Source organism: Neisseria leonii (assembly GCF_028776105.2).
Classification (GTDB): Bacteria; Pseudomonadota; Gammaproteobacteria; order Burkholderiales; family Neisseriaceae; genus Neisseria; species Neisseria leonii.
The window spans coordinates 2176724-2192055 of record NZ_CP145606.1; the positions used below are offsets into that span (position 1 = coordinate 2176724).

At 56.0% G+C, this 15332-nt stretch carries 13 protein-coding genes; 8 read left to right on the forward strand and 5 right to left on the reverse strand.

Annotated elements, in window-relative coordinates; translation table 11 throughout:
• Positions 1–2: 2 nt before the first annotated feature.
• The 5 genes from ORY85_RS10460 to rpiA are packed head-to-tail and all read left to right on the forward strand — an operon-like array spanning position 3 to position 3652.
• Complete coding sequence (locus ORY85_RS10460) at positions 3–1010, forward strand: S49 family peptidase (RefSeq protein WP_274570780.1); 1008 nt, start codon at positions 3–5, stop codon at positions 1008–1010.
• Positions 1011–1019: 9 nt separating this feature from the next.
• A complete protein-coding gene (dnaQ, locus tag ORY85_RS10465; protein ID WP_274570779.1) occupies positions 1020–1742 on the forward strand; it encodes a DNA polymerase III subunit epsilon in 723 nt (240 codons plus the stop codon).
• Positions 1712–2449, forward strand: a complete 738-nt coding sequence (gene ispD, locus ORY85_RS10470; protein WP_274570778.1) for a 2-C-methyl-D-erythritol 4-phosphate cytidylyltransferase — start codon at positions 1712–1714, stop codon at positions 2447–2449. Before dnaQ ends, ispD begins: the two co-directional genes overlap by 31 nt.
• Entirely contained in the window at positions 2446–2967 is a 522-nt protein-coding gene (ispF, locus tag ORY85_RS10475) for a 2-C-methyl-D-erythritol 2,4-cyclodiphosphate synthase (protein WP_274570777.1), read from the forward strand. Before ispD ends, ispF begins: the two co-directional genes overlap by 4 nt.
• Positions 2968–2989: 22 nt before the next feature.
• Positions 2990–3652, forward strand: coding sequence for a ribose-5-phosphate isomerase RpiA (rpiA, locus tag ORY85_RS10480; protein WP_274570776.1), 663 nt, complete (start codon positions 2990–2992; stop codon positions 3650–3652).
• A gap of 147 nt (positions 3653–3799) precedes the next feature.
• On the opposite strand, the gene ORY85_RS10485 is transcribed toward rpiA, so the two are convergent.
• The gene (locus tag ORY85_RS10485; protein WP_274570997.1) at positions 3800–4618 is read right to left on the reverse strand and encodes a pyruvate, water dikinase regulatory protein; all 819 of its coding nucleotides are present in this window, start codon (positions 4616–4618) and stop codon (positions 3800–3802) included.
• A 425-nt stretch (positions 4619–5043) separates the two neighbouring features.
• Here ORY85_RS10485 and ppsA point away from each other — a divergent pair, with 425 nt between their 5' ends.
• Positions 5044–7431 carry a phosphoenolpyruvate synthase gene (ppsA, locus tag ORY85_RS10490; protein WP_274570775.1) on the forward strand — a complete coding sequence of 796 codons (2388 nt, stop codon included), beginning with the start codon at positions 5044–5046 and terminating at the stop codon, positions 7429–7431.
• 120 nt (positions 7432–7551) lie between these two features.
• Here the strand turns inward: ppsA and phoU are convergent, their stop codons facing one another.
• On the reverse strand, positions 7552–8250 hold the full coding sequence (gene phoU / locus ORY85_RS10495; protein ID WP_274570774.1) for a phosphate signaling complex protein PhoU: 699 nt from the start codon (positions 8248–8250) through the stop codon (positions 7552–7554).
• A gap of 182 nt (positions 8251–8432) precedes the next feature.
• Positions 8433–8786, reverse strand: a complete 354-nt coding sequence (folB, locus tag ORY85_RS10500) for a dihydroneopterin aldolase (RefSeq protein WP_274570773.1) — start codon at positions 8784–8786, stop codon at positions 8433–8435.
• 54 nt (positions 8787–8840) lie between these two features.
• Between folB and plsY the strand changes: the two genes are divergently transcribed.
• Both plsY and guaA read left to right on the forward strand, forming a co-directional pair.
• The gene (gene plsY / locus ORY85_RS10505) at positions 8841–9443 is read left to right on the forward strand and encodes a glycerol-3-phosphate 1-O-acyltransferase PlsY (protein ID WP_274570772.1); all 603 of its coding nucleotides are present in this window, start codon (positions 8841–8843) and stop codon (positions 9441–9443) included.
• Positions 9444–9547: 104 nt separating this feature from the next.
• The gene (guaA, locus tag ORY85_RS10510) at positions 9548–11113 is read left to right on the forward strand and encodes a glutamine-hydrolyzing GMP synthase (RefSeq protein ID WP_274570771.1); all 1566 of its coding nucleotides are present in this window, start codon (positions 9548–9550) and stop codon (positions 11111–11113) included.
• Positions 11114–11784: 671 nt separating this feature from the next.
• Here the strand turns inward: guaA and uvrA are convergent.
• Positions 11785–14622, reverse strand: coding sequence for an excinuclease ABC subunit UvrA (uvrA, locus tag ORY85_RS10515; protein ID WP_274570770.1), 2838 nt, complete (start codon positions 14620–14622; stop codon positions 11785–11787).
• Positions 14623–14741: 119 nt separating this feature from the next.
• The gene (locus tag ORY85_RS10520; protein ID WP_274570769.1) at positions 14742–15098 is read right to left on the reverse strand and encodes a YkvA family protein; all 357 of its coding nucleotides are present in this window, start codon (positions 15096–15098) and stop codon (positions 14742–14744) included.
• Between the last annotated feature and the right edge of the window lie 234 nt (positions 15099–15332).

The window sequence follows — 15332 nt, forward strand, 5'->3', positions numbered from 1 at the left end:
AAATGACTTTCAAAATCCGTCGGGAAGAAGAGAAGCGCGACAGTGTAAACGGGCTGCCGGATGCTGCGGCGCAGCCGTGGGAACGTCAGGTGGTGGAGGGGCTGATTCAGACGGCCTACCGCGACCAGCGCAGCGCGCGTTTCTGGCGCAATGTCTGGCGGGGCGTATCCGCGCTGCTGTTTGCCGCCACGCTGTTTACGCTCCACAGTTGCGGGGGCGGTTTCAGCATGTCGGGCGGCAGCCGGCCGGCCAGCAAACCGCATACGGCCGTCATCCGGCTCAACGGCGAAATCGGCGGCAGCCGCGATCAGGCCGCGCTGTTGCGCGAAGGCTTGGAGGCCGCTTATGCCAACAGCAGCGTGAAAGGGATTATTATCCGCGCCGACAGCCCGGGCGGCTCGCCCGTGATGGCCAATACCGCCTTTAAGGAAATACGCCGTCTGAAAGCGGACAATCCCGAAGTGCCGGTTTATGTGGTGGCCGAAGATATGTGCGCATCGGGCTGCTACTACATCGCGGCGGCGGCAGATAAAATTTATGCCGACCCGTCCAGTCTCATCGGCAGCATAGGCGTGATCGGCGGCGGTTTCGATTTTACCGGCCTGATGGACAAACTGGGTGTCAAACGCCGCCTGCGCATTGCGGGCGGCAATAAGGGTATGGGCGATCCGTTTTCGCCGGAAACGCCCGAGCAGCAGGCCATTTGGCAGGAAATGCTCAACGATATCCATCAGGAATTTATCAAAGCGGTGCGCGAAGGGCGCAAAGGCCGTCTGAAAGAGCAGCAGTTTCCCGATTTGTTCAGCGGCCGTATCTACACCGGCAACGAAGCGCAGAAAGCCGGCCTGATTGACGGTTTCGGCGATATTTACAGCGTTTCGCGCGATGAATTCGATGCGCCCGAACTGGTGGACTACACGCCCGAAGATGATGAACTGACCCGCCTGCTCGGCCGCCGCTTGGGCAGCGAAATCCAAAACGGCTGGAACAGCCTGCGTCAGACTTGGTAGAAAAACAATATGGCACGCCGACAAATTATTCTGGATACCGAAACCACCGGCTTTGACCCCGCCACGGGCGACCGCATGATTGAGTTTGCCGGTATCGAAATGATCAACCGCCGCCTGACCGGCGACGCGCTGCACCTTTATATGCACCCCGAACGCGATATTCCCGAAGGTGCGGTGGCGGTGCACGGCATCACGCTGGAAAAACTGGAAGCGGAAAACGCGCCGCCGTTTGCCGAAGTCGGGCAGCGGATAGCCGATTATCTGCGCGGGGCGGAGCTGATTATCCACAACGCCAAATTCGATGTCGGCTTTCTGGATATGGAATTTAAGCGCATCGGCTTGCCGAATGTGAAAGAGCTGGGCTGTGAGGTTATCGACACGCTGGCGATGGCGCGCGAAATGTTTCCCGGACAGAAAGCCAGTTTGGACGCGCTGTGTACCCGTTTCGAGGTGGACCGCAGCAAGCGCGTGTTCCACGGCGCGCTGATCGACTGCGAACTGCTGGCCGAAGTTTATCTGGCGATGACGCGCAGCCAGTTCAGTCTGGTGGACACGCTGGAAGCGGACAGCGGCGGTACGGTATCCGCCCTCAGTCGTCCGCGCCCGCAGTTTTTAAAAGTGCAGGCCGCTTCGCCGGAAGAATGCGCCGAACACGAAGCCTATCTCGACGGCTTGGATCAGGCGGCGGGCGGCCGCTGCGCGTGGCGCGGCAGTTTGCAGGAGAAAGCGTAGCCGTGCGCCGCATCGCCCTGATTCCCGCCGCCGGTGTCGGCGAGCGTTTCGGCGCAGACAGGCCCAAACAGTATGTGTCACTGGCCGGGCAGAGTGTGTTGGCGCACACCTTGACCGTCTTTGAACGCCACCCGCAGATTGACGCTGTAGCCGTGGTGATTTCGCCGCAGGATACATGGTTTGACGGCGAAATTCAGACGGCCGCTTTTTCCAAACTCCGTGTTTTGCGCAACGGCGGTGCCAGCCGTGCCGAAACCGTATCCAACGGCTTGGCCGCGCTGTCGGCAAGCGGGGCGGTTGCGGATCAGGACTGCGTTTTGGTACACGATGCCGCCCGCTGCTGCCTGCCGCGCCCCGCGCTCGACCGTCTGTTGGCCGCAGTCGGAGACGGCGGTTGTGCCATTTTGGCTTTGCCCGTTGCCGATACTTTAAAACGTTCGGCCGACGGCATGATCATTGATGAAACCGTTTCCCGCTGTATGCTTTGGCAGGCGCAAACGCCGCAGGCGGCACCGGCCGGATTGCTCCGCCGCGCGCTCGCCGCCGCCGATGCCGCGCAGATGACCGATGAAGCCTCGGCACTCGAAGCCGCAGGCGCAGCGGTGAAGCTGGTAACGGGAGACAGCCGCAATCTCAAACTCACTTTGCCGCAAGACGAATACATTGTGCGCCTGCTGCTGGCGCACCCGTCGGAGGACGAATCATGAATATCCGTATTGGACAGGGTTACGATGTCCACCAACTGGTTCCCGGCCGCCCGCTGATTCTCGGCGGTGTGGCCATTCCGTTCGACAAAGGCCTGCTCGGCCACTCCGATGCCGATGCGCTGCTGCACGCGCTCACCGATGCGCTGCTGGGGGCGGCAGCCTTGGGCGACATCGGCAAACTGTTTCCCGACACCGCCGCCGAAAACAAAGATGCCGACAGCCGCGTGCTGCTGCGTACTGCCTATCAGGCTGTGCGCCGTGCCGGTTGGCAGGTTGTCAATGTGGACAGCACCGTCATCGCCCAGCAGCCCAAGCTGCGTCCCCATATCGATGCGATGCGCGCAAACATTGCCGCCGATTTGGGTTTGCCCGTGGAGGCGGTGAACATTAAAGGAAAAACCAACGAAAAACTCGGCTATCTCGGCCGCTGCGAAGCTATTGAAGCACAAGCCGTGGTGCTGCTGGCCGCCGATACCGCCCGTCTGTTCCAAGACCAAACAGCATGGAAAACCGCTTGAACACCCGATAAGGAAACCCGTCATGAACCAGCAGGAACTCAAACGCACTGCCGCCCGCAAAGCCGTGGAATTTGTCCCCGAAAACGAATACATCGGCATCGGCACAGGCTCGACCGTCAATCTGTTTATCGAAGAGCTGGCCGCCAGCGGCAAATGCATCAAAGGTGCAGTCAGCACGTCTTCCGCGACTTCCGCACTGCTGGCAAAATTTGAAATTCCCGAAGTGTCGTTGCGCGAGGTGATACGGCTGGGCGTCTATATCGACGGGGCAGACGAAATCAACCACAGCCTGCAAATGATTAAAGGCGGCGGCGGCGCTCTGTTGGGCGAGAAAATCGTGGCCAGCGCATCGGACAAATTCGTCTGCATTGCCGACGAAAGCAAATATGTGGCCAAACTCGGCCGCTTTCCGCTGCCGGTGGAAGTGATTCCGTCCGCCCGTTCGCTGGTGGCGCGCCAACTGCTCAAACTCGGCGGCGAACCCGAACTGCGCGTGGGCTTTACCACCGACAACGGCCACGAAATCCTCGATATCCACCATCTCGACATCAACCAGCCGCTGACTTTGGAAGACGAAATCAATAAAATCACCGGCGTGGTGGAAAACGGCATTTTCGCCCGCAATGGTGCAGATGTGCTGATTCTGGGCAGGGCGTCGGGTGCGGAAGTGATCCATATCCGTTAAGTTTCCGCTGCCCAAAAATACTGTTTTGTCGGGCTCATTCGAGCCTGTAATCTATAATCTGTCATACATCAGGCCGTCTGAAAACGCTGTCGGGGGATATGCGTTTTCAGACGGCCTTTTCGGCGGCGTCTTCTGCCTGCGCGTGCGTTAAAAACGCCGTTTCAGCTTACAGGCCTGCATGATACTGACGGCCAGCTCCTCCACCGATTTCTGCGTGGTATTGGTGAAAGGGATATTGAAGCGGCGGAACATGGCCTGCGCCTCGGCCACTTCGCGTTTGCAGGTGGCCAGGCTGGCATAGTGGGAATCAGGACGGCGTTCCTGGCGGATTTCCGCCAACCGGTCGGGCTGAATGGTCAGGCCGTAGAGTTTGTTGAGATGGTTGCGCAGCATGGGCGGCAGGCCGGGATTGTCCAAATCGTCCGGTGTGAGCGGATAGTTGGCCGCGCGGATGCCGTATTGCAGTGCCAGATACAGGCAGGTCGGCGTTTTGCCGCTGCGCGAAACCCCGATCAGAATCACATCGGCTTTTTGCAGGTCTTTATCGCTGATGCCGTCGTCGTGATTGAGCGAAAAATTGACCGCTTCCATGCGCGCATCGTAACGTTCCGTATCGCCGATACCGTGCCGCCCGCCTGCGGTATGGCGCGCCTGTATGCCCAATTCGTCTTCCAGCTGGCCGAGAAAAGCATCGAAAAAACTCAGGTGCAGGCCGGGGCTGCTTTTGATGATGCTGCGGATTTCCTCATCGACAATGCTGGAAAAAACCAGCGGGCGCAAGGCCGTCTGCTGGGCGGTTTTCTCGATAATCTGCACCATGGCGCGCGCCTTCTCGGGCGTATCGACAAAAGGGTAGGTGGCACGCTTGAACTGCACATCGCGAAACTGCTCCAGCAGTGCCTCACCCATGCTTTCGGACGTGAGGCCGGTGCGGTCGGAAATAAAAAAAGCGGGTCGTCTGGCCATCGGCACGGTATCCATTGTGATTGAAATAAAGACAAGTACGGCAGGCGGCATCATAGCAATACACGCCTTTTTTGACCATGCGTTTAAAATACTACACTCTGCTACATGAAAATAAGCGGGCATGTAAATACACATTTAATTTCAATAAATGAGTATAAATTGAAATTTTATTTTTGCTGATGCGGCAGACGGCAGCCGGTAAAACCGGCAGGGGCGGCAGCTAAACGGCGGATTAAGCAGTATTTAGTTTCTGATACGGTTTTTGTCCGGCCGGATTTCACCGTGTTACAATCGGGTGTTTCGGCAATTTTCCGCACGGTTTGCCGCATTTTGTACCGCAGACGGCATAGCGGGCTGCTGCCGAGTAGATTAGAATATCTCCCGTTTTTGCACTTGGTCTCCAACCTTTCTTTCGGAACAATAAAATGGCTGAAAATTACGTTATCTGGTTTGAAAATCTGCGCATGACCGATGTCGAGCGCGTGGGCGGTAAAAATGCTTCTCTGGGCGAGATGATTAGCCAGCTCACCGAAAAAGGCGTACGCGTTCCCGGCGGTTTTGCCACCACAGCCGAGGCTTACCGCGCATTTTTGGCGCATAACGGCCTGAACGGGCGCATTTCGGCCGCATTGGCCGCGCTGGATGTGGAAGATGTGGCCGAGCTGGCGCGAGTGGGTAAGGAAATCCGCCAATGGATTTTGGAAACCCCGTTTCCGGCCGAATTGGATCAGGCTGTGGAAGCAGCATGGGAAAAAATGGTAGCCGATGCGGGCAGCGATCAGATTTCGGTGGCAGTGCGCTCTTCGGCCACGGCGGAAGACCTGCCTGATGCCTCGTTTGCCGGCCAGCAGGAAACTTTTTTGAACATCAACGGTTTGGAAAATGTCAAAGAGGCCATGAAGCATGTGTTTGCCTCTCTTTATAACGACCGTGCCATTTCCTACCGTGTCCACAAAGGCTTTGCGCACGATGTGGTGGCTTTGTCCGCAGGCGTGCAGCGCATGGTGCGTTCCGACAGCGGTGCGGCGGGGGTGATGTTCTCCATCGATACCGAAAGCGGTTTCGACCAGGTGGTATTTATCACCGCTTCTTACGGCTTGGGCGAAACTGTGGTGCAGGGTGCGGTCAATCCCGATGAATTTTATGTCCACAAGCCCACACTGGCAGCGGGCAAACCGGCTATTTTGCGCAAAACGCTCGGTTCCAAGCTGATTAAAATGACGTTTACCGACAAGGCGCAGGCAGGCAAGTCGGTGCAGGTGGTCGATGTACCCGAAACCGACCGCCGCCGCTTCTCGATTTCCCCCGAAGAAATTACCGAGTTGGCCAAATATGCCGTGATGATTGAAGAGCACTACGGCCGCCCGATGGACATCGAATGGGGACGAGACGGTATCGACGGCAAGCTCTATATCCTCCAAGCACGTCCGGAAACCGTGAAATCGCAAGAGGAAAGCGGCCGCAGCCTGCGCCGTTACAGCATCAGCGGCGAGAAAACCGTTTTGGCCGAAGGCCGTGCCATCGGCCAGAAAGTCGGCCAAGGCAAAGTGCGGCTGGTTAAAGACGCGTCCGAAATGGATACGGTCAAAGCGGGCGATATTCTGGTAACCGATATGACCGATCCGGATTGGGAGCCGGTGATGAAGCGTGCGGCAGCCATTGTGACCAACCGTGGCGGCCGTACCTGTCATGCGGCGATTATCGCGCGCGAACTGGGTATTCCTGCCGTGGTCGGCTGCGGCGATGCGTCCGAGCGGCTCAGCGAAGGTCAGGAAGTAACCGTATCCTGTGCAGAGGGCGATACCGGCTTTATTTACGACGGTCTGCTGAATGTGGAAGTCAGTGATGTAGCATTGGACAATATGCCCGCTTCACCGGTGAAAATCATGATGAACGTGGGTAATCCCGAGTTGGCATTTTCGTTCTCGGGTCTGCCCAGCGAAGGCATCGGTTTGGCGCGTATGGAGTTTATTATCAACCGCCAAATCGGTATCCACCCGAAAGCCTTGCTGGACTTTGACAGCCAAGATGACGACATCAAGGAAGAAATCGAAGCGCGTATTGCCGGTTATGAATCGCCGGTGGCATTTTATGTGGACAAAATCGCCGAAGGTGTGGCGACATTGGCCGCTTCGGTTTACCCGCGCAAAGTGATTGTGCGGATGTCCGATTTCAAATCCAATGAATACGCCGGCCTGATCGGCGGCAGCCGTTACGAGCCGCACGAGGAAAATCCGATGATCGGTTTCCGAGGTGCCGCCCGCTATGTTTCGGACGATTTCAAGGAATGTTTCGCCTTGGAATGTCAGGCACTCAAACGCGTGCGCGATGAGATGGGCTTGACAAATGTGGAAATCATGATTCCGTTCGTGCGCACGCTGGCCGAGGCCGAAGCGGTGATTAAAGCCTTGAAAGCCAACGGTTTGGAACGCGGTAAAAACGGCCTGCGTCTGATTATGATGTGCGAAGTGCCGAGCAATGCGCTTTTGGCCGAGCAGTTCCTGCAATATTTCGACGGCTTCTCTATCGGCTCGAACGATATGACCCAGCTGACGCTGGGCGTGGACCGAGACAGCGGCGGTCCGATTGCCGCTACTTTCGACGAACGCAATCCGGCGGTAAAAGTGATGCTGCACTTGGCGATTTCCGCCTGCCGCAAGCACAATAAATATGTCGGTATCTGCGGGCAGGGGCCGTCTGACCACCCCGATTTTGCCAAATGGCTGGTGGAAGAGGGCATTGATACGGTTTCGCTCAATCCCGATACGGTGATTGAAACCTGGCTGTATCTGGCTAAGGAATTGAACAGTTGATTCCGTGAAAAGCAAAACCGCCGCATTGAGATGCGGCAGTTTTGATGCTATCCCCTCTAAAAAGGCCGTCTGAAAACGGGAAACAGCGTTTTCAGACGGCCTTTTTCGGCAGTTGCCGGTTCAGGCGATGGTTTTTTTGATTTCTTCCAGCGACGTGTGGCGGACATCGATGCCTTTGGTCAGGTACACCACATGCTCGGCGATGTTTTTGGCATGGTCGCCGATGCGTTCGACGCTGCGCGCCATAAACAGAATATCGATGTTGCTGCCGATGCTGCGCGGATCTTCCATCATATAGGTGATGCGGCTGCGCAATTGGCTGAGATAGTCGTGATCCAATATTTTGTCGGTTTCCGTCAGCTCGATGACAACGTCGGCATCCAGTCGGGCGAAAGCGTCCAATGCGCGGCGCAGCATGCCTTGCGTGATCCGTGCCAAACGCGCCACACCCAGCAGGTCGGCAGATGTGGCGCGTTGGTGTTTGGCCAGATCTTGACCGATCAGGGCGATTTTTTTGATTTCGTCTCCGATGCGTTCCAGATCGACGATAATCCGGATAACCGTCATCACAAAGCGCAGGTCGCCTGCGGCAGGCTGGCGGCGGGCGATAATGGTTTGGCAGGCATCGTCGATTTGGATTTCCAGATCGTTCAATGCTTCGTCGCCGTCGATAATCGGCGTGAACGCATCGGTTTCGAGATGCTGCATAACCGCTAAGATACCGTTGAGCTGCTGTTCGGCCAAGCCGCCCATGCGCATGACTTCGCTGCGTACATTTTCAAGCTCTTCGTTGAAGCGGGAAGAAATATGCTCCGACATGATGCTGTCCTCAATGATCCGTATCAGAAATTCTGCCATCTTACCCGCATTTTATGACAGGAAATTGACAGCTCGGCCGCCTCAGGCCGTCTGAAAACGGGTTTCTGCGGGACTCAAACCCGCCAAACGGGGATTTTCTGACCGGAACAGGCCGTACCGATTTTCGGGGAGTGGCAATGCGGCTAACGTTCGGCCTGACGTTCGATTTCCACGCCGACTTCGCGGACATCGGGCAGAATGCCGGGCTTGGTCACGCGCACGCGTACCCACAGTGCGCCGAAATCACGCAGGATGAGGGCGGCCGTATGTTCGGCCAGGGCTTCGAGCAGGAGGAAATCCTGTTTTTCCAGACTGTCGCGCACGGCTTGGCACACGTCGCCGTAGTGGATGGTGTCGGCAATACGGTCCGAAGCGGCACTTTGCGGCGGCACGCCGACGGTTAAATCCAGTATCAGGGTCTGCCTGCGTTCGCGCTCCCAGGCATAAACGCCGATCAGGGTATCGGCTTTGAGGCCGTGCAGAAAAATTTTATCCATCAGAAGTACCGTTTCAGTTAAAATTCCCGCTGTTATTCTAATGCAAAACCGCTTATGTTCGTGAATGTATCCACTGTTTTAATGGCCTATCTGCTCGGTTCGCTGTCGTTTGCCGTGATGGTTTCCAAATGGTTCGGTATGGCCGATCCGCGCACCTACGGCTCGGGAAATCCGGGTGCCACCAATGTGCTGCGCAGCGGGAAAAAAGCCGCTGCCGCTTTAACGCTGCTGGGCGATGCGCTCAAAGGGCTGCTGGCCGTATGGTTGGCGCGTGTGCTGCAAACGCGTTTCGGGTTGGAAGACGGTGTCGTGGGCATGGCGGCGGTGGCGGCATTGGTCGGACATATGTGGCCGCTGTTTTTCGGTTTTAAGGGCGGTAAAGGCGTGGCGACGGCGGTGGGCGTGCTGCTCGGACTGTCGTGGCCGGTGGCCTTGATTTGTGCGGCGGTGTGGCTGGTGATGGCTTTCGGTTTCAAGGTATCGTCGCTGGCCGCGCTGGCGGCCACGCTGCTCAGCCCCGTTTTGGCCTATTTTATGATGCCCGCGCCTCTGGCATGGGCGGTGCTGGTGATTGCCGTGCTGGTGATTGTGCGGCATAAAAGCAATATTCGGAAACTGCTGGCCGGCAAGGAAGACAAAATCGGCGGCAGGCCGTAATCAAAACCGCCTGAGGCCGTCTGAAAACCGCATCACGGGTTTTCAGACGGCCTGCGGCATTGTGTTAAAATCCGTTTTATTTTTCCCGATTTCAGGCCATTATCATGACCCAAGACAAAATTCTGATTCTCGATTTCGGTTCGCAGGTAACCCAACTGATTGCGCGCCGTGTCCGCGAGGCGCATGTTTATTGCGAGCTGCACCCCTACGATATGCCTTTGGACGACATCAAAGCGTTCCGTCCCAAAGGTATTATTCTTTCCGGCGGCCCCAATTCGGTGTACGAATCCGATTATCAGGCCGATACCGGCCTGTTTGATTTGGGCGTGCCGGTGCTGGGCATCTGCTACGGTATGCAGTTTATGGCACACCATCTGGGCGGCGCAGTATCGCCCGGCAACCAGCGCGAATTCGGCTATGCCCAAGTGAAAACCGTCGACAGCGAATTGACGCAGGGGATTTCAGACGGCCTGCCCAATACGCTGGACGTGTGGATGAGCCACGGCGACAAAGTATCCAAGCTGCCCGATGGCTTTGCCGTGATCGGCGATACGCCGAGTTGTCCGATTGCCATGATGGAACACGCCGAAAAACGGTTCTACGGCATTCAGTTTCACCCCGAAGTCACCCACACCAAACAGGGGCGTGCCCTGTTGAACCGTTTCGTATTGGATATTTGCGGGGTCCAACCCTCTTGGACCATGCCCAATTACATAGACGAAGCCGTGGCCAAAATCCGCGAACAGGTCGGCAGCGACGAAGTGATTCTCGGCCTGTCGGGCGGTGTCGATTCCAGTGTGGCCGCCGCTTTAATCCACCGTGCCATCGGCGACCAGCTGACCTGCGTGTTTGTCGATCACGGCCTGCTGCGCCTGAACGAAGGGCAGATGGTGATGGATATGTTTGCCCGAAACTTGGGCGTGCGCGTGATTCATGCCGATGCCGCCGAGCAGTTTATGGGCAAACTGGCGGGCGTAACCGATCCCGAGCAAAAACGCAAAATCATCGGCGGCGAATTTGTCGAAGTATTTGATGCCGAAGCCAAAAAACGGGTCAATGCCAAATGGTTGGCACAAGGCACGATTTATCCTGATGTGATTGAAAGTGCGGGCGCGAAAACCAAAAAAGCCCATGCCATCAAATCGCACCACAATGTCGGCGGCCTGCCCGAGCAGATGAACCTGAAACTGCTCGAACCGCTGCGCGATCTTTTCAAAGACGAAGTGCGCGAACTGGGCGTGGCACTCGGCCTGCCGCGCGAAATGGTTTACCGCCACCCCTTCCCCGGCCCCGGTTTGGGCGTGCGCATTTTGGGCGAAGTCAAAAAAGAATATGCCGACCTGCTGCGTCAGGCCGATGCCATTTTCATCGAAGAATTGCGCCATACCTGCGACGAAAACGGCACATCGTGGTATGACCTGACCAGTCAGGCCTTTGCCGTCTTCCTGCCTGTTAAATCCGTCGGCGTGATGGGCGACGGCCGCACTTATGATTATGTCGTTGCCCTGCGCGCCGTGATTACCAGCGACTTTATGACCGCGCATTGGGCGGAACTGCCTTATTCCCTGCTGGGCAAAGTGTCCAACCGCATCATCAACGAAGTCAAAGGCATCAACCGCGTGGTGTACGATGTCAGCGGCAAACCGCCCGCTACCATCGAATGGGAATAAAAAACGGGGCATTGCCCCGTTTTTTGTCGGCTTGCCGTCATGTGTCCGGTGTATGAACACACGGAAATAAGAAGAATATTTATACCGTATCAGCGAAATTTCAGAGCAATGCAGGCAATTGGAAAAAATTCAGACGGCACTTTTGGATACAGTTCAGTTTTTCCCGGACAAAGCTGAATCATGCGTCATTATGGTCTATGGATTGCAGTATTTTCGAGAAAGGCCGTCTGAAACAGGTAGGGCAGGTGTAATTCTAGCGTTTCAGTCATACCATACTCTTATAACTGAAAAAGTTAGATTGGCGAATTCGATACGGCATATTTTTAGAAATATGTTTAGAGAATAGAATACTAAGTGTAGGTCGGATACGAGTATCCGACCTACCCAAGCTGAAATACCGGTTCCAGACGGCATTGTATGTAGGGTGTATGGTGCAGCCAGCTACGCACTGAAACAGGTAGAGCGGGCGTATTGATTGGAAAGTTGATGACAAAAAAAGATGGGCAAGCATAGGTTGGGTCAGGAACCAACCAAACCGATCAAATCTCCCTAGATATGATGCAAAGGCCGTCTGAAAACTAATTTAATTTAAGGTTTTCAGACGGCCTTTACGTAGGTCGGATACTGGTATCCGACCCTACCGTGTGGCTTGTGCCATATAGCTTTAATCATTATTTCAAAATGTTTCCTAAATATCTCCCTGTATAACTCCCCCCAACTTTCGCCACCTCCTCAGGGCTGCCCTTGGCAATAATCCGTCCTCCGCCGTCGCCGCCTTCCGGTCCCAAGTCGACAATATAGTCTGCGGTTTTAATCACATCAAGGTTATGTTCGATAATCACAATCGAGTTGCCTTTGCCTTTCAGACGGCCTATGACTTCCAATAATAAAGCGATGTCGGCGAAGTGCAGGCCGGTGGTGGGTTCGTCGAGAATATATAAAGTGCGGCCGGTGTCGCGTTTGGAGAGTTCGAGGGCGAGTTTGACGCGCTGGGCTTCGCCGCCGGAGAGGGTGGTGGCGGACTGGCCGAGGCGGATGTAGCCTAAGCCGACGTCTGTCAGGGTTTGCAGTTTACGGGCGACGGCGGGCACGGCATCGAAGAATTGGCGGGCTTCTTCTACGGTCATGTCGAGCACTTGGCTGATGTTTCTGCCTTTGTATTGCACTTCCAGTGTTTCGCGGTTGTAGCGTTTGCCGTGGCACACTTCGCAGGGGACGTAAACGTCGGGCAAAAAGTGCATTTCGACTTTGATGACGCCGTCGCCCTGGCAGGCTTCGCAGCGGCCGCCTTTGACGTTGAAGGAGAAGCGGCCGACGCTGTAACCGCGTTCGCGCGACAGGGGTACGCCGGCGAAGAGTTCGCGAATCGGTGTGAATAAGCCGGTGTAGGTGGCGGGGTTGGAACGCGGGGTGCGGCCGATGGGGGACTGGTCGACGTTGATGACTTTGTCGAGATGTTCCAGGCCTGTGATGTCGTCATACGGTGCGGGTTCTTCGTGGGCGCGGTTGAGTTCGCGGGCGGTGATTTTGGCCAGCGTGTCGTTAATCAGGGTGGATTTGCCGCTGCCTGAAACGCCTGTGATGCAGGTGATTAAACCCAAAGGCAGTTCTAACGTTACATTTTTCAAATTATTGCCGCGCGCGCCTGTTAAAACCAACATTTTTTCAGGATTGACGGGGGTTCGTTTTTCAGGCTGCCTGATTTGTTTTTTACCGCTTAAATATTGACCTGTAACGGATTTTTCGCAAGCTGCCACTTTGTCGGGCGTATCGGCAATGATGACGCTGCCGCCGTGTTCGCCCGCGCCCGGTCCCATATCGACCACGAAATCGGCTTCGCGTATCGCGTCTTCGTCGTGTTCGACCACAATCACGCTGTTGCCCAAATCGCGCAGGCGTTTGAGGGTAGCGAGCAGGCGGTCGTTGTCGCGTTGGTGCAGGCCGATGGACGGTTCGTCCAACACATACATCACGCCTGTCAGGCCGCTGCCGATTTGGCTGGCGAGACGGATACGCTGGGCTTCGCCGCCGGATAAGGTTTCGGCGGAGCGGCTCAAATTCAGATAATCGAGGCCGACGTTAATCAGAAAGCCCAAACGCTCGGTGATTTCTTTGAGGATTTTTTCGGCAATCTGTTTTTTGTTGCCTGCCAAATCGAGTTGTTCAAAAAATTCGTGGGTTTTGGTGAGCGGCCAGGCGGAGATTTCGTGCAGCGGCTGTTTGCTCACATAGACATAACGCGCTTCTTTGCGCAGGCGCGCGCCGCCGCAGCTCGGGCAGGCTTTGTGGCTTTGGTATTGCAGCAATTCTTCGCGCACGGTGTTGGAATCGGTTTCGCGGAAACGGCGTTCCAGATTGGGGATAATCCCTTCAAAGGCGTGGCTGCGGTTGAAGGTGGTGCCTTTTTCGGAAAGGTAGCGGAATTCGATGACTTCTTTGCCCGAGCCGTGCAGAACGGTTTTTTTCACTTTTTCAGGCAGGTCTTCAAACGGGGTATCGACATCGAAGCCGTAATGGGCGGCCAGCGACTGAATCATTTGGAAATAAAACTGGTTGCGCTTGTCCCAGCCTTTAACCGCACCGGCGGCCAGCGACAACTCGGGGTGCATGACGACACGTTCGGGGTCGAAGAAATTCATATTGCCCAAGCCGTCGCAGGTGGGGCAGGCGCCGACGGGATTGTTGAAGGAAAACAGGCGCGGCTCCAATTCGGGCAGGCTGTATGAACATACGGGGCAGGCAAATCGGGCGGAAAACCAATGTTCCTGACCGCTTTCCATGTCCAAAGCCAAGGCACGCTCGCCGCCGTGGCGCAGCGCGGTTTCAAAACTTTCCGCCAAACGCTGTTTGATGTCGGCTTTCACTTTCACGCGGTCGATGACCACATCGATATTGTGCTTGATGTTTTTTTCCAGCTTCGGCACTTCGTCGAGCGGGTAAATTTCGCCGTCCACGCGTACGCGGGCAAAGCCCTGCGCCTGCAAGTCGGCAAAAAAATCGGCAAACTCGCCTTTGCGTTCGCGCACGGCGGGGGCGAGAATCATCACGCGGGTGTCTTCCGGCAGCGTTAAGACGGCATCCACCATCTGCGACACGGTTTGGCTGGCCAGCGGCAGGTCGTGTTCGGGGCAGTAGGGCGTACCGACGCGGGCGTAGAGCAGGCGCAGATAATCGTGGATTTCCGTTACCGTGCCGACGGTGGAGCGCGGGTTGTGGCTGGTGGATTTCTGCTCGATGGAAATCGCAGGCGACAAACCCTCAATCAAATCCACATCGGGTTTGTCCATCATCTGCAAAAACTGGCGCGCATAGGCCGACAGGCTTTCCACATAACGGCGCTGGCCTTCGGCATAGAGCGTGTCGAAAGCCAGACTCGACTTGCCGCTGCCCGACAAACCGGTTACCACCACGAGCTTGTGGCGCGGAATATCGAGATCGATGTTTTTCAGATTGTGCGTGCGTGCGCCGCGGATGCGGATGGTGTCGTTGTCGGTGGGCAGTTTGGACATGGTATCGGCCGGATTCGGAAAATAAAAATAACCCGCGATTATAACATTTTGCAGAGTGGGGAGAAAAAGGCCGTCTGAAAAACCGGCGGGCGGTTTTCAGACGGCCTCAAATGCACTCATCAGCGAGATTTCAGCGCGTCCACAGCCGCTTGGGCGCGGCGTTTGATGTCGTCGGTCATATGTGCCTTCATTTGCGTATAGACCAGTGTCAGCACGGCCAAATCATCGGTAAAACCCAAAGGGCCCAGCAGGTCGGGAATGCTGTCGATGGGGCTGAGGAAATAGACCAGCGCGCCGGCGATAATCAGTTTGGCACGGCGCGGCGTGCGCGGGTCGCGGTAGAGATAGTAGAGTGCGTACAGCTGTTTGACGGCAGGCGCGCCCAAGCGTGCGGCAAATTTCGCCACCTTGGTTAAAAAGCCGTTTTCATCGAGTTTTCTGCGGCGAAAGCCGGGAATGTAGTCTTCCGGTTTCATTATGGGTTCCTTTGCAAAATAGGGCGGAGGGGGAAACGGTGGCTTAAAGTATGGGGCAGACGGGCAGATGCAAGTGCGGCAGCGGTTCTTTTGCAGAAAATCACGCAATCATGACATAGATGCGGGATACATTTGATCGGGTATGTGGTGGGGTATCGGAAAATGTCGGATTCAAGAATCCGACCTACGCTGTTATGGTACAACGGTAAACCGTATGCCCGAAATCCGGCTGTG

Bases quoted from the DNA above. Each gene is read 5' to 3' on its own strand.
- dnaQ (WP_274570779.1), top strand. From the start codon at position 1,020: ATGGCACGCCGACAAATTATTCTGGATACCGAAACCACCGGCTTTGAC.
- folB (WP_274570773.1), bottom strand. From the start codon at position 8,786: ATGGATAAAATTTTTCTGCACGGCCTCAAAGCCGATACCCTGATCGGC.
- ORY85_RS10485 (WP_274570997.1), bottom strand. From the start codon at position 4,618: ATGGCCAGACGACCCGCTTTTTTTATTTCCGACCGCACCGGCCTCACG.
- guaA (WP_274570771.1), top strand. From the start codon at position 9,548: ATGACCCAAGACAAAATTCTGATTCTCGATTTCGGTTCGCAGGTAACC.
- ispF (WP_274570777.1), top strand. From the start codon at position 2,446: ATGAATATCCGTATTGGACAGGGTTACGATGTCCACCAACTGGTTCCC.
- ORY85_RS10460 (WP_274570780.1), top strand. From the start codon at position 3: ATGACTTTCAAAATCCGTCGGGAAGAAGAGAAGCGCGACAGTGTAAAC.
- ppsA (WP_274570775.1), top strand. From the start codon at position 5,044: ATGGCTGAAAATTACGTTATCTGGTTTGAAAATCTGCGCATGACCGAT.
- rpiA (WP_274570776.1), top strand. From the start codon at position 2,990: ATGAACCAGCAGGAACTCAAACGCACTGCCGCCCGCAAAGCCGTGGAA.
- uvrA (WP_274570770.1), bottom strand. From the start codon at position 14,622: ATGTCCAAACTGCCCACCGACAACGACACCATCCGCATCCGCGGCGCA.
- phoU (WP_274570774.1), bottom strand. From the start codon at position 8,250: ATGTCGGAGCATATTTCTTCCCGCTTCAACGAAGAGCTTGAAAATGTA.
- plsY (WP_274570772.1), top strand. From the start codon at position 8,841: ATGTTCGTGAATGTATCCACTGTTTTAATGGCCTATCTGCTCGGTTCG.
- ORY85_RS10520 (WP_274570769.1), bottom strand. From the start codon at position 15,098: ATGAAACCGGAAGACTACATTCCCGGCTTTCGCCGCAGAAAACTCGAT.